Genomic DNA, 14,864 nt, shown 5'->3' with positions numbered 1-14,864 from the left:
GAAAAAACGTGTCAAGTAATGAATTATTATTAGCTACTGAGTATTTAGAAAAAGAAAAGAAGATTCCTAGAGCAGTATTAATTGATGCTATTGAAGCAGCTTTAATTACTGCATACAAAAAGAATTATGATAGTGCAAGAAATGTCCGTGTGGAATTAAATATGGATCAAGGTACTTTCAAAGTTATCGCTCGTAAAGATGTTGTTGAAGAAGTATTTGACGACAGAGATGAAGTGGATTTAAGTACAGCGCTTGTTAAAAACCCTGCATATGAAATTGGTGATATATACGAAGAAGATGTAACACCTAAAGATTTTGGTCGTGTAGGTGCTCAAGCAGCGAAACAAGCAGTAATGCAACGTCTTCGTGATGCTGAACGTGAAATTTTATTTGAAGAATTTATAGACAAAGAAGAAGACATACTTACTGGAATTATTGACCGTGTTGACCATCGTTATGTATATGTGAATTTAGGTCGTATTGAAGCTGTTTTATCTGAAGCAGAAAGAAGTCCTAACGAAAAATATATTCCTAACGAACGTATCAAAGTATATGTTAACAAAGTGGAACAAACGACAAAAGGTCCTCAAATCTATGTTTCTCGTAGCCATCCAGGTTTATTAAAACGTTTATTTGAACAAGAAGTTCCAGAAATTTACGATGGTACTGTAATTGTTAAATCAGTAGCACGTGAAGCTGGCGATCGCTCTAAAATTAGTGTCTTCTCTGAAAACAATGATATAGATGCTGTTGGTGCATGTGTTGGTGCCAAAGGCGCGCGTGTTGAAGCTGTTGTTGAAGAGCTAGGTGGCGAAAAAATCGATATCGTTCAATGGAATGAAGATCCAAAAGTATTTGTAAAAAATGCTTTAAGCCCTTCTCAAGTGTTAGAAGTTATTGTTGATGAAACAAATCAATCTACAGTAGTTGTTGTTCCTGATTATCAATTGTCATTAGCGATTGGTAAAAGAGGACAAAACGCACGTCTAGCTGCTAAATTAACCGGCTGGAAAATTGATATTAAATCAGAAACAGATGCGCGTGAAGCGGGTATCTATCCAGTAGTTGAAGCTGAAAAAGTAACTGAAGAAGATGTTGCTTTAGAAGATGCTGACACAACAGAATCAACCGAAGAGGTAACTGATGTTTCAGTTGAAACAAATGTAGAGAAAGAATCTGAATAATAGGTTGGAGTGAAGTATCTATGAAAAAGAAAAAAATTCCGATGCGAAAATGTATTCTTTCAAATGAAATGCATCCCAAAAAAGATATGATTCGTGTTGTTGTTAATAAAGAAGGCGAAATCTTTGCGGATGTTACTGGAAAGAAACAAGGCCGTGGCGCGTATGTTTCTAAAGATGTTGCTATGGTTGAAAAAGCACAACAAAAAGAAATTTTAGAAAAATATTTTAAAGCATCTAAAGAGCAATTGGATCCGGTTTACAAAGAAATTATTAGATTAATTTATAGAGAAGAGATCCCAAAATGAGTATAGATCAAATATTAAACTTTTTAGGATTAGCAATGAGAGCCGGTAAAGTAAAAACAGGTGAATCAGTCATTGTTAATGAAATTAAAAAAGGAAATTTGAAGCTCGTTATTGTTGCAAATGATGCGTCTAATAATACAGCTAAATTAATTACAGATAAATGTAAGAGTTACAAAGTTCCATTCAGAAAGTTTGGAAATCGAAATGAATTGGGAATAGCACTTGGAAAAGGTGAGCGTGTTAATGTAGGGATTACTGACCCAGGCTTTGCTAAAAAGTTGCTATCAATGATAGATGAATATCATAAGGAGTGATTATATGAGTAAACAAAGAATTTACGAATATGCGAAAGAATTAAATCTAAAGAGTAAAGAGATTATAGATGAGTTAAAAAGCATGAATATTGAGGTTTCAAATCATATGCAAGCTTTGGAAGATGACCAAATTAAAGCATTAGATAAAAAGTTCAAAAAAGAACAAAAGAACGACAATAAACAAAGCACTCAAAATAATCACCAAAAATCAAACAATCAAAATCAAAATAAAGGGCAACAAAAAGATAACAAAAAGAATCAACAACAAAATAATAAAGGCAACAAAGGCAATAAAAAGAATAATAGAAATAATAAGAAAAATAACAAGAATAATAAACCACAAAGTCAACCAGCTGCTCCAAAAGAAATACCATCAAAAGTGACATATCAAGAAGGTATTACAGTAGGCGAATTTGCGGATAAATTAAATGTTGAATCATCAGAAATTATCAAAAAATTATTCTTACTTGGTATTGTTGCTAATATCAATCAATCATTAAATCAAGAAACAATCGAATTAATTGCCGATGATTATGGCGTTGAGGTTGAAGAAGAAGTTGTGATTAATGAAGAAGATTTATCAATCTACTTCGAAGACGAAAAAGATGATCCAGAAGCAATTGAGAGACCAGCTGTTGTAACAATTATGGGACATGTTGACCATGGTAAAACTACTTTATTAGATTCAATTCGTCATACAAAAGTTACAGCAGGTGAAGCAGGCGGAATCACTCAACATATTGGTGCATATCAAATTGAAAACGATGGCAAAAAAATCACTTTCTTAGATACACCGGGACATGCTGCATTTACAACGATGCGTGCGCGTGGTGCACAAGTAACAGATATTACAATTTTAGTAGTAGCAGCTGACGATGGTGTTATGCCACAAACAATTGAAGCAATTAACCATGCTAAAGAAGCAGAAGTACCAATTATTGTTGCAGTAAATAAAATTGATAAACCAACTTCAAATCCTGATCGAGTTATGCAAGAATTAACTGAATATGGTTTAATTCCTGAAGATTGGGGCGGCGAAACAATTTTCGTTCCACTTTCTGCATTAAGTGGTGATGGTATCGACGATTTATTAGAAATGATAGGATTAGTTGCAGAAGTTCAAGAACTTAAAGCAAATCCTAAAAACCGTGCTGTTGGTACAGTTATCGAAGCTGAATTAGATAAATCACGAGGTCCTTCTGCATCATTATTAGTACAAAACGGTACATTAAATGTTGGTGATGCGATTGTAGTGGGTAATACTTACGGCCGTATCCGTGCAATGGTTAATGACTTAGGTCAAAGAATCAAAACGGCTGGTCCATCAACGCCTGTTGAAATTACAGGTATTAATGATGTGCCACAAGCTGGGGATCGCTTTGTTGTATTTAGTGATGAAAAACAAGCTCGTCGTATTGGTGAATCAAGACACGAAGCTAGCATTGTACAACAACGTCAAGAAAGTAAAAATGTTTCATTAGATAACCTGTTTGAACAAATGAAACAAGGTGAAATGAAAGACTTAAACGTTATTATTAAAGGTGATGTTCAAGGTTCTGTTGAAGCTTTAGCTGCATCATTAATGAAAATTGATGTTGAAGGCGTAAATGTTCGTATCATTCATACAGCGGTTGGTGCGATTAACGAGTCAGACGTGACACTTGCTAATGCCTCAAATGGTATTATCATTGGTTTCAATGTTCGTCCAGACAGTGGTGCAAAACGTGCTGCAGAAGCTGAAAATGTTGATATGCGTTTACACAGAGTTATTTATAATGTTATCGAAGAAATTGAATCAGCGATGAAAGGTTTACTTGATCCAGAATTTGAAGAACAAGTTATCGGACAAGCTGAAGTTCGTCAAACATTCAAAGTTTCTAAAGTTGGTACTATTGCTGGATGTTATGTTACTGAAGGTAAAATTACGCGAAATGCTGGTGTACGTATTATTCGTGATGGTATTGTTCAATATGAAGGCGAATTAGATACACTTAAACGTTTCAAAGATGATGCTAAGGAAGTTGCAAAAGGTTATGAATGTGGTATTACAATTGAAAACTACAATGACCTTAAAGAAGGCGATGTTATCGAAGCATTTGAAATGGTTGAAATTAAGCGTTAATTAAATAAATTACAAGCTAAAAGTTTAGTTAAGATTGATATGCTCCCTATAAATATTACACTTTTTAAGTGTTTACTTTATAGGGAGCATATTTGATACAAGCTTTTGGTTTTTTATTAGAATAGATTACCTATTAAAAGTTACGTTATATAGACATGATTTTTGTATAAAATTTTGTGGTGACCTAGAATGCTTTTTAATGACAAAATATAATGTCGACTATTATTGGAAAATTTTCTGTTGAAATGCCTATCTTACGGCAAACTTTATTTGATTTTATAGGCTTAATTTATTAAAATAACGTGTGAGCTAAAATAATTGTTTAAGCATTGTTACACTAAAAAATGCAAATAACAATTGAACTTAAAGATAAAGAGGTGACAAGAATGAGCAGTATGAGAGCAGAGCGTGTTGGTGAACAAATGAAGAAGGAATTAATGGATATCATCAACAATAAAGTCAAAGATCCTCGAGTTGGTTTTATTACAATTACAGATGTTGTTTTAACAAATGATTTATCGCAGGCTAAAGTATTTTTAACTGTATTAGGTAACGATAAAGAAGTAGAAAATACATTTAAAGCACTTGATAAAGCAAAAGGCTTCATTAAGTCTGAATTAGGTTCTAGAATGCGATTACGTATTATGCCGGAATTAATGTATGAATATGATCAATCAATCGAATATGGTAATAAAATTGAACGAATGATTCAAGATTTACACAAACAAGATAGATAATTTAGTGTTAGGTATCTGGAAAATGTTTGATAATTTCTTAATATCGGTATATTAACATTAAACAGTTAATACATAGATGTGTAGAAATAGTTAACATTTTCCAGTTTTTTTATGAATAAATTCAGTTAATACGCTATTAAAATATATTTTTAAAAAAGAAGGTGACAACATGTATAACGGTATATTACCAGTATATAAAGAACGTGGTTTAACAAGTCATGACGTCGTATTCAAATTGCGTAAAATTTTAAAGACTAAAAAAATAGGGCACACTGGTACGCTTGATCCTGAAGTTGCAGGCGTGTTACCGGTATGTATAGGTAATGCAACGAGAGTTAGTGATTATGTTATGGATATGGGTAAAGCTTATGAGGCAACGGTATCGATAGGCAGAAGTACAACAACTGAAGATCAAACGGGTGATACATTGGAAATGAAGGGTGTACATTCAGCTAATTTCAACAATGACGATATTGACCGATTGTTAGAAAGTTTTAAAGGTATCATTGAACAAATTCCGCCAATGTATTCATCAGTCAAGGTGAATGGTAAAAAATTATATGAATATGCGCGTAATAATGAAACAGTTGAAAGACCAAAGCGTAAAGTTAATATTAAAGATATTGGGCGTATATCTGAATTAGATTTTAAAGAAAATGAGTGTCATTTTAAAATACGTGTCATCTGTGGCAAAGGTACATATATTAGAACGTTAGCGACTGATATCGGTGTGAAATTAGGCTTTCCGGCACATATGTCGAAATTAACGCGAATCGAGTCTGGTGGATTTGTGTTGAAAGATAGCCTTACATTAGAACAAATAAAAGAACTTCATGAGCAGGATTCATTGCAAAATAAATTGTTTCCTTTAGAATATGGATTAAAGGGTTTGCCAAGTATTAAAATTAAAGATTCGCACATAAAAAAACGTATTTTAAATGGGCAGAAATTTAATAAAAATGAATTTGATAACAAAATTAAAGACCAAATTGTATTTATTGATGATGATTCAGAAAAAGTATTAGCAATTTATATGGTACACCCTACAAAAGAATCAGAAATTAAACCTAAAAAAGTCTTTAATTAAAGGAGATAGAATTTATGAAAGTCATAGAAGTGACACATCCTATACAATCTAAACAGTATATTACAGAGGATGTTGCAATGGCATTCGGATTTTTCGATGGCATGCATAAAGGTCATGACAAAGTCTTTGATATATTAAACGAAATAGCTGAGGCACGCAGTTTAAAAAAAGCGGTGATGACATTTGACCCGCATCCGTCTGTCGTGTTGAATCCTAAAAGAAAACGAACAACCTATTTAACACCACTTTCAGATAAAATCGAAAAAATTAGCCAACATGATATTGATTATTGTATAGTGGTTAATTTTTCATCTAGGTTTGCTAATGTGAGCGTTGAAGATTTTGTTGAAAATTATATAATTAAAAATAATGTAAAAGAAGTCATTGCTGGTTTTGATTTTACTTTTGGTAAATTTGGAAAAGGTAATATGACTGTTCTTCAAGAATATGACGCGTTTAATACGACAATTGTGAATAAACAAGAAATTGAAAATGAAAAAATTTCTACAACTTCTATTCGTCAAGATTTAATCAATGGTGAGTTGCAAAAAGCGAATGATGCTTTAGGCTATATATATTCTATTAAAGGCACTGTAGTGCAAGGTGAAAAAAGGGGAAGAACTATTGGCTTCCCAACAGCTAACATTCAACCTAGTGATGATTATTTGTTACCTCGTAAAGGTGTTTATGCCGTTAGTATTGAAATCGGCACTGAAAATAAATTATATCGAGGGGTAGCTAACATAGGTGTAAAGCCAACATTTCATGATCCTAACAAAGCAGAAGTTGTCATCGAAGTGAATATCTTTGACTTTGAGGATAATATTTATGGTGAACGAGTGACCGTGAATTGGCATCATTTCTTACGTCCTGAGATTAAATTTGATGGTATCGACCCATTAGTTAAACAAATGAACGATGATAAATCGCGTGCTAAATATTTATTAGCAGTTGATTTTGGTGATGAAGTAGCTTATAATATTTAGAGTTGCGTATAGTTATATAAACAATCTATACCACACCTTTTTCTTAGTAGGTCGAATCTCCAACGCCTAACTCGGATTAAGGAGTATTCAAACATTTTAAGGAGGAAATTGATTATGGCAATTTCACAAGAACGTAAAAACGAAATCATTAAAGAATACCGTGTACACGAAACTGATACTGGTTCACCAGAAGTACAAATCGCTGTACTTACTGCAGAAATCAACGCAGTAAACGAACACTTACGTACACACAAAAAAGACCACCATTCACGTCGTGGATTATTAAAAATGGTAGGTCGTCGTAGACATTTATTAAACTACTTACGTAGTAAAGATATTCAACGTTACCGTGAATTAATTAAATCACTTGGTATCCGTCGTTAATCTTAATATAACGTCTTTGAGGTTGGGGCATATTTATGTTCCAACCTTAATTTATATTAAAAAGTTTTTTACAAATATTAACATTTATTATATGTTAAGCTAATATTGAGTGAATAATAAGGTTACAATGAGATAAAGATGATATAAGTACACCTAGAGTAATAATCAAGATATTAAAAATAAAGTATGTTTTTTAAAAAAATATAACTTATATTTATACTGATAAGGGTGGGACGATAAGTCTATTTTGTAAATAATAGATGGATATCCCGCTCTCTTTTTTTCCAATTCAATATTTTATAACTAATATTAAAATACGATAATAAATGATATGATATAACTATTAGATTCAAGAGAGGAGATTTATAATGTCTCAAGAAAAGAAAGTTTTTAAAACTGAATGGGCAGGAAGATCTTTAACGATTGAAACAGGGCAATTAGCTAAACAAGCAAATGGCGCTGTATTGGTTCGTTATGGAGATACAGTCGTGTTATCGACGGCAACTGCATCAAAAGAACCTCGTGATGGAGATTTCTTCCCATTAACAGTGAACTATGAAGAAAAAATGTACGCTGCGGGTAAAATTCCTGGTGGATTTAAAAAGAGAGAAGGACGTCCTGGTGACGATGCAACATTAACTGCGCGATTAATTGATAGACCAATTAGACCTTTATTCCCTAAAGGATATAAGCATGATGTTCAAATTATGAACATGGTATTAAGTGCAGATCCTGATTGTTCACCACAAATGGCTGCAATGATTGGTTCATCTATGGCGCTTAGTGTGTCGGATATTCCATTCCAAGGGCCAATCGCCGGTGTAAATGTGGGTTATATTGATGGTAAATATATCATTAACCCAACAGTAGAAGAAAAAGAAGTTTCTCGTTTAGACCTTGAAGTAGCTGGTCATAAAGATGCAGTAAACATGGTAGAAGCAGGCGCTAGTGAGATTACTGAACAAGAAATGTTAGAGGCGATTTTCTTTGGTCATGAAGAGATTCAACGTTTAGTTGATTTCCAACAACAAATCGTCGACCACATTCAACCTGTTAAACAAGAATTTATTCCAACAGAGCGTGATGAAGCGCTAGTTGAACGTGTAAAATCTTTAACCGAAGAAAAAGGACTTAAAGAAACAGTTTTAACATTTGATAAACAACAACGAGATGAAAATCTTGATAACTTAAAAGAAGAAATCGTCAATGAATTTATCGATGAAGAAGATCCAGAGAATGAATTACTTATTAAAGAAGTTTATGCAATTTTAAATGAATTAGTGAAAGAAGAAGTTCGACGTTTAATTGCAGATGAAAAAATTAGACCAGACGGCCGTAAACCTGATGAAATCCGTCCATTAGATTCTGAAGTTGGTATTTTACCTAGAACGCATGGTTCAGGTCTATTTACACGTGGTCAAACTCAAGCACTTTCAGTTTTAACATTAGGTGCTTTAGGTGATTATCAATTAATTGATGGTTTAGGACCTGAAGAAGAAAAAAGATTCATGCATCATTATAACTTCCCGAATTTTTCAGTAGGTGAAACTGGTCCAGTACGTGCGCCAGGTCGTCGTGAAATTGGACATGGTGCGTTAGGTGAAAGAGCATTAAAATATATTATTCCTGATACTGCTGATTTCCCATATACAATTCGTATTGTAAGTGAGGTACTTGAATCAAACGGTTCATCATCTCAAGCGTCAATTTGTGGATCAACATTAGCTTTAATGGATGCGGGCGTACCGATTAAAGCACCAGTTGCTGGTATTGCTATGGGCCTTGTTACACGTGAAGATAGCTATACGATTTTAACAGATATCCAAGGTATGGAAGATGCATTAGGTGATATGGACTTTAAAGTCGCTGGTACTAAAGAAGGTATTACAGCAATCCAAATGGATATTAAAATTGACGGTTTAACGCGTGAAATTATCGAAGAGGCTCTAGAACAAGCGAGACGTGGTCGTTTAGAAATAATGAATCATATGTTACAAACAATTGATCAACCACGTACTGAATTAAGTGCTTACGCGCCAAAAGTTGTAACTATGACAATTAAACCAGATAAGATTAGAGATGTTATCGGACCTGGTGGTAAAAAAATTAACGAAATTATTGATGAAACAGGCGTTAAATTAGATATCGAACAAGATGGTACTATCTTTATTGGTGCCGTTGATCAAGCTATGATAAATCGTGCTCGTGAAATCATTGAGGAAATTACACGTGAAGCGGAAGTAGGTCAAACTTATCAAGCCACTGTTAAACGTATTGAAAAATACGGTGCGTTTGTAGGCCTATTCCCGGGTAAAGATGCGTTGCTTCACATTTCACAAATTTCAAAAAATAGAATTGAAAAAGTGGAAGATGTATTAAAAATTGGTGACACAATTGAAGTTAAAATTACTGAAATTGATAAACAAGGTCGAGTAAATGCATCACACAGAGCATTAGAAGAATAATATTTAAAGTCATATGACGACAATGTATCGTCATGTGATTTTTTTATGCCATTTTTTACGAAGTGACCCATTTTGAATTTGTTGTATTGAACATTTTAAAACGCTTTATTATTTTGTGTACAACTGTTAATTATCCTGTATGTATAGTGATTAATAGTGTACATCAAGTATTTTTTAACTTATAATGAATAGTGAGTTTATATATGGACGGGTAACAAATTTAGGAGGTAATATTTTGAGTTTAATAAAGAAAAAGAATAAAGATATTCGCATTATACCATTAGGCGGTGTTGGCGAAATTGCTAAAAATATGTATATCGTTGAAGTAGACGATGAAATGTTTATGTTAGATGCTGGACTTATGTTTCCAGAAGACGAAATGCTAGGTATTGATATTGTTATACCAGACATTTCATACGTACTTGAAAATAAAGAAAAATTGAAGGGTATATTCCTTACACACGGACATGAGCACGCGATTGGTGCAGTGAGTTATGTTTTAGAACAATTAGATGCACCAGTATATGGATCTAAATTGACAATAGCGTTAATTAAAGAAAATATGAAAGCCCGTAATATTGATAAAAAAGTTCGCTACTACACAGTTAATAATGATTCAATTATGAGATTCAAAAACGTGAATATTAGTTTCTTTAATACGACACACAGTATTCCTGATAGTTTAGGTGTTTGTATTCACACTTCATATGGTGCCATTGTGTATACAGGTGAATTTAAGTTTGACCAAAGTTTACATGGACATTATGCACCAGATATTAAACGTATGGCAGAGATTGGTGAAGAAGGCGTATTTGTCTTAATCAGTGATTCTACTGAGGCAGAGAAACCTGGATATAATACTCCGGAAAATGTGATTGAACATCATATGTATGATGCTTTTGCAAAAGTGCGAGGTCGCTTGATTGTTTCATGTTATGCTTCGAACTTTATACGTATTCAGCAAGTTTTAAATATTGCTAGCAAGCTAAATCGTAAAGTGTCATTTTTAGGAAGATCACTTGAAAGTTCATTTAATATTGCTCGTAAAATGGGGTATTTCGACATTCCTAAAGATTTGCTAATTCCTATAACAGAAGTTGATAATTATCCTAAAAATGAAGTGATAATTATAGCTACTGGTATGCAAGGAGAACCTGTAGAAGCCTTAAGTCAAATGGCGCAACATAAGCATAAAATTATGAATATCGAAGAAGGCGATTCTGTATTTTTAGCAATTACGGCTTCTGCTAATATGGAAGTTATCATTGCGAATACATTAAATGAGCTTGTACGTGCTGGCGCACATATTATTCCAAATAACAAGAAGATTCATGCTTCAAGTCATGGTTGCATGGAAGAATTAAAAATGATGATTAATATTATGAAACCTGAATACTTTATTCCTGTACAAGGTGAATTTAAAATGCAGATAGCACATGCGAAGCTAGCAGCTGAAGCAGGTGTTGCACCAGAAAAGATTTTCCTTGTGGAAAAAGGAGATGTCATTAATTACAACGGTAAAGATATGATATTAAATGAAAAGGTAAATTCAGGAAATATTTTAATAGATGGTATTGGTATTGGGGATGTAGGAAATATCGTGTTGAGAGACCGTCATCTTTTAGCAGAAGATGGTATCTTTATTGCTGTAGTAACGTTAGATCCTAAAAATAGACGTATAGCTGCGGGACCTGAAATTCAATCTCGTGGGTTTGTATATGTACGTGAAAGTGAAGACTTATTACGTGAAGCAGAAGAGAAAGTACGTGAAATAGTAGAAGCTGGTTTACAAGAAAAACGCATAGAATGGTCTGAAATTAAGCAAAATATGCGTGATCAAATTAGTAAACTATTATTCGAAAGTACAAAACGTCGTCCTATGATTATTCCAGTAATTTCTGAAATTTAATCAAAAAGTCATTAACATAAAAGAGGTCAGAACAAGTCACCGAAATATAATGGTTGTCATGGACAATTTACTTATATTTTATGATGGTCAATTGAAAGGGGTAACGATTAATCTGTTATCTTAAGTAAATTGATACATAGATGATATTGTTCTAACCTCTTTCATCGTCTGTTTGGACTACATATTCTAAACATCAAATAGGAAATTATATAGATTAACGTCGTTTTAACTAAAGCAACATAAGGAGGTGCGTCAATTGGCACAAGCAAAAAAGAAATCGACAGCTAAGAAAAAAACAACATCAAAAAAAAGAACAAATTCGAGGAAAAAGAAGAATGATAATCCGATACGTTATGTCATAGCTATTTTAGTAGTTGTATTAATGGTGTTGGGTGTTTTCCAATTAGGAATAATAGGTCGTCTAATTGACAGCTTCTTTAATTATTTATTTGGGTACAGTAGATATTTAACATATATTTTAGTACTCTTAGCAACTGGTTTTATTACATACTCTAAACGTATTCCTAAAACTAGACGAACGGCTGGTTCGATTGTATTGCAAATTGCATTGCTATTTGTATCACAGTTAGTTTTTCATTTTAATAGTGGTATCAAAGCTGAAAGAGAACCTGTACTTTCTTATGTGTATCAGTCATACCAACACAGTCATTTTCCAAATTTTGGTGGCGGTGTATTAGGCTTTTATTTATTAGAGTTAAGCGTACCTTTAATTTCATTATTTGGTGTATGTATTATTACTATTTTATTATTATGCTCAAGTGTTATTTTATTAACAAACCATCAACATCGTGATGTTGCAAAAGTTGCACTGGAAAATATAAAAGCTTGGTTTGGTTCATTTAATGAAAAAATGTCGGAAAGAAACCAAGAAAAACAATTGAAGCGTGAAGAAAAAGCGAGACTTAAAGAAGAACAAAAGGCACGTCAAAATGAACAGCCACAAATAAAAGATGTGAGTGATTTTACGGAAGTGCCTCAAGAAAGAGATATTCCAATTTATGGGCATACTGAAAATGAAAGTAAAAGCCAGAGTCAACCAAGTCGAAAAAAACGAGTGTTTGATGCAGAGAATAGTTCGAATAACATCGTAAATCATCATCAAGCAGATCAGCAAGAACAATTAATAGAACAAACTCATAACAGTGTTGAAAGTGAAAACACTATTGAAGAAGCTGGTGAAGTTACGAATGTGTCGTATGTTGTTCCACCGTTAACTTTACTTAATCAACCTGCAAAACAAAAAGCAACATCTAAAGCTGAAGTGCAACGTAAAGGACAAGTACTAGAGAATACATTAAAAGATTTTGGGGTAAATGCAAAAGTGACACAAATTAAAATTGGTCCTGCAGTAACTCAATATGAAATTCAACCAGCTCAAGGGGTTAAAGTGAGTAAAATTGTAAACTTGCATAATGATATTGCATTAGCTTTAGCAGCAAAAGATGTTAGAATTGAAGCGCCAATACCTGGTCGCTCTGCAGTAGGTATTGAAGTGCCAAATGAGAAAATTTCATTAGTTTCACTAAAAGAAGTTTTAGATGAAAAATTCCCGTCTAATAATAAACTAGAAGTTGGATTAGGAAGAGATATATCAGGTGATCCAATTACTGTTCCACTAAATGAAATGCCACACTTATTGGTGGCAGGATCGACGGGTAGTGGTAAATCTGTTTGTATAAATGGTATTATTACAAGTATTTTATTAAATGCTAAGCCGCATGAAGTTAAACTTATGTTAATCGATCCGAAAATGGTTGAACTAAATGTTTATAACGGAATTCCACATTTATTAATTCCGGTTGTTACAAATCCTCATAAAGCTGCTCAAGCTTTAGAAAAAATTGTAGCTGAGATGGAAAGACGTTATGATTTATTCCAACATTCATCAACTAGAAATATTAAAGGTTATAACGAATTAATCCGTAAGCAAAATCAAGAATTAGATGAGAAGCAACCAGAATTACCTTATATCGTTGTTATTGTAGATGAGCTTGCAGATTTAATGATGGTAGCTGGTAAAGAAGTTGAAAATGCGATTCAACGTATCACACAAATGGCACGTGCAGCAGGTATACATTTGATTGTAGCGACACAAAGACCTTCTGTGGATGTAATTACAGGTATCATTAAAAATAACATTCCATCTAGAATTGCTTTTGCTGTGAGTTCTCAAACAGATTCAAGAACTATTATTGGTACTGGCGGCGCAGAAAAGTTACTTGGTAAAGGTGACATGTTATACGTTGGAAATGGTGATTCATCACAAACACGTATTCAAGGGGCGTTTTTAAGTGACCAAGAGGTGCAAGATGTTGTAAATTATGTAGTAGAACAACAACAGGCAAATTATGTAAAAGAAATGGAACCAGATGCACCAGTGGATAAATCGGAAATGAAAAGTGAAGATGCTTTATATGATGAAGCGTATTTGTTTGTTGTTGAACAACAAAAGGCAAGTACATCATTGTTACAACGCCAATTTAGAATTGGTTATAATAGAGCATCTAGGTTGATGGATGATTTAGAACGCAATCAGGTAATCGGTCCACAAAAAGGAAGCAAGCCTAGACAAGTTTTAATAGATCTTAATAATGACGAGGTGTAAAAAAATGTCAGAAATGAATGCGGTATATAACGTTAAACAATACATTTTAAATTTGATTAAGCAAAATAAATTGGAATATGGTGACCAACTTCCAAGTAATTTATCAATTGCCAGAGAATTAAATGTAAAAACCGACGATGTTTATGAAGCAATTCAGGCATTGATTACTGAACAAGTCATTAAAGATAATTTTGAAGAGGGCACAAGTGTTAAGTCACTGCCCCCTTTCTTTTATCCATTGAATGAACTTATAAGTATTGGGCAAATGATTAAAAATGCAGGATTTGAATGCGGAACTGAATACTTAAATTTTGATGAGCAACCAGCAACTATGTTAGATGCAAATTTGTTGAGTGTTGAAGAAGGATATCCAGTAACCATTATAGAACGATTACGAACTGCCGATGGAGAACCGGTCGTCTATTGTTTAGATAAAATTGCTAAAAAAGAATTAACATGTACAGAGTATCAAATGAGCAATGGATCGATACTAAGTGCGATAAAAGAACAAAGTAATCATAATATTTGTTACGCTGATACAGAAATTGAAGCGGTAAATTATGAACCTCGAATATCCGAAGTACTGAATGCTTCGCCACACGAAGGTTTGATTTTATTAAAAATTACGCACTACAATGAATCAGATGAACCTATTTTGTATTCATTAAATTATATGAAAAATAGCTTAGTTCAATTTAAAATCACTAGAAAAATATAGATGTAAGAAGATATAGAGGAGGCTATA

Annotated in this window: 12 protein-coding genes; all 12 read left to right on the top strand. The window is 33.2% G+C overall.

Annotated elements, in window-relative coordinates; all coding sequences use genetic code 11:
* Positions 1-8: 8 nt before the first annotated feature.
* The 12 genes from nusA to NST10_RS03860 all read left to right on the top strand — a co-directional run bounded on the left by nusA (position 9) and on the right by NST10_RS03860 (position 14,837).
* Positions 9-1,184 carry a transcription termination factor NusA gene (gene nusA, locus NST10_RS03915; protein WP_000097463.1) on the top strand — a complete coding sequence of 392 codons (1,176 nt, stop codon included), beginning with the start codon at positions 9-11 and terminating at the stop codon, positions 1,182-1,184.
* 20 nt (positions 1,185-1,204) lie between these two features.
* Positions 1,205-1,489: a YlxR family RNase P modulator gene (locus NST10_RS03910; RefSeq protein WP_000727423.1), complete on the top strand. Its 285-nt coding sequence runs from the start codon at positions 1,205-1,207 to the stop codon at positions 1,487-1,489.
* Positions 1,486-1,803, top strand: coding sequence for a YlxQ family RNA-binding protein (locus NST10_RS03905; protein ID WP_000020856.1), 318 nt, complete (start codon positions 1,486-1,488; stop codon positions 1,801-1,803). The genes NST10_RS03910 and NST10_RS03905 overlap by 4 nt, the downstream gene beginning before the upstream one ends.
* Positions 1,804-1,807: 4 nt before the next feature.
* Positions 1,808-3,925, top strand: coding sequence for a translation initiation factor IF-2 (infB, locus tag NST10_RS03900; protein ID WP_000043642.1), 2,118 nt, complete (start codon positions 1,808-1,810; stop codon positions 3,923-3,925).
* A gap of 386 nt (positions 3,926-4,311) precedes the next feature.
* A complete protein-coding gene (gene rbfA, locus NST10_RS03895) occupies positions 4,312-4,662 on the top strand; it encodes a 30S ribosome-binding factor RbfA (RefSeq protein WP_000097322.1) in 351 nt (116 codons plus the stop codon).
* A 169-nt stretch (positions 4,663-4,831) separates the two neighbouring features.
* Positions 4,832-5,749 (top strand): tRNA pseudouridine(55) synthase TruB, encoded by a 918-nt coding sequence (truB, locus tag NST10_RS03890; protein ID WP_000282296.1) that lies wholly within the window; start codon positions 4,832-4,834, stop codon positions 5,747-5,749.
* A 14-nt stretch (positions 5,750-5,763) separates the two neighbouring features.
* On the top strand, positions 5,764-6,735 hold the full coding sequence (ribF, locus tag NST10_RS03885; protein WP_000864182.1) for a riboflavin biosynthesis protein RibF: 972 nt from the start codon (positions 5,764-5,766) through the stop codon (positions 6,733-6,735).
* Between the two features lie 114 nt (positions 6,736-6,849).
* Entirely contained in the window at positions 6,850-7,119 is a 270-nt protein-coding gene (rpsO, locus tag NST10_RS03880; protein ID WP_001018328.1) for a 30S ribosomal protein S15, read from the top strand.
* Between the two features lie 368 nt (positions 7,120-7,487).
* Positions 7,488-9,584, top strand: coding sequence for a polyribonucleotide nucleotidyltransferase (gene pnp, locus NST10_RS03875; RefSeq protein ID WP_000076692.1), 2,097 nt, complete (start codon positions 7,488-7,490; stop codon positions 9,582-9,584).
* A 235-nt stretch (positions 9,585-9,819) separates the two neighbouring features.
* Positions 9,820-11,493: a ribonuclease J gene (locus NST10_RS03870; protein WP_000052599.1), complete on the top strand. Its 1,674-nt coding sequence runs from the start codon at positions 9,820-9,822 to the stop codon at positions 11,491-11,493.
* A gap of 256 nt (positions 11,494-11,749) precedes the next feature.
* Positions 11,750-14,119, top strand: a complete 2,370-nt coding sequence (locus NST10_RS03865) for a DNA translocase FtsK (protein WP_000035759.1) — start codon at positions 11,750-11,752, stop codon at positions 14,117-14,119.
* Positions 14,120-14,123: 4 nt separating this feature from the next.
* Positions 14,124-14,837: a GntR family transcriptional regulator gene (locus tag NST10_RS03860; protein WP_001293307.1), complete on the top strand. Its 714-nt coding sequence runs from the start codon at positions 14,124-14,126 to the stop codon at positions 14,835-14,837.
* The last annotated feature ends 27 nt before the right edge of the window (positions 14,838-14,864 follow it).

The sequence above is a fragment of the Staphylococcus sp. FSL W8-0305 genome, from assembly GCF_037966415.1.
In the GTDB taxonomy this organism is placed as follows: Bacteria; Bacillota; Bacilli; order Staphylococcales; family Staphylococcaceae; genus Staphylococcus; species Staphylococcus aureus.
The sequence above is the reverse complement of the archived record's forward strand: the minus strand, read 5'-3'. Positions and strand labels throughout refer to the sequence as shown.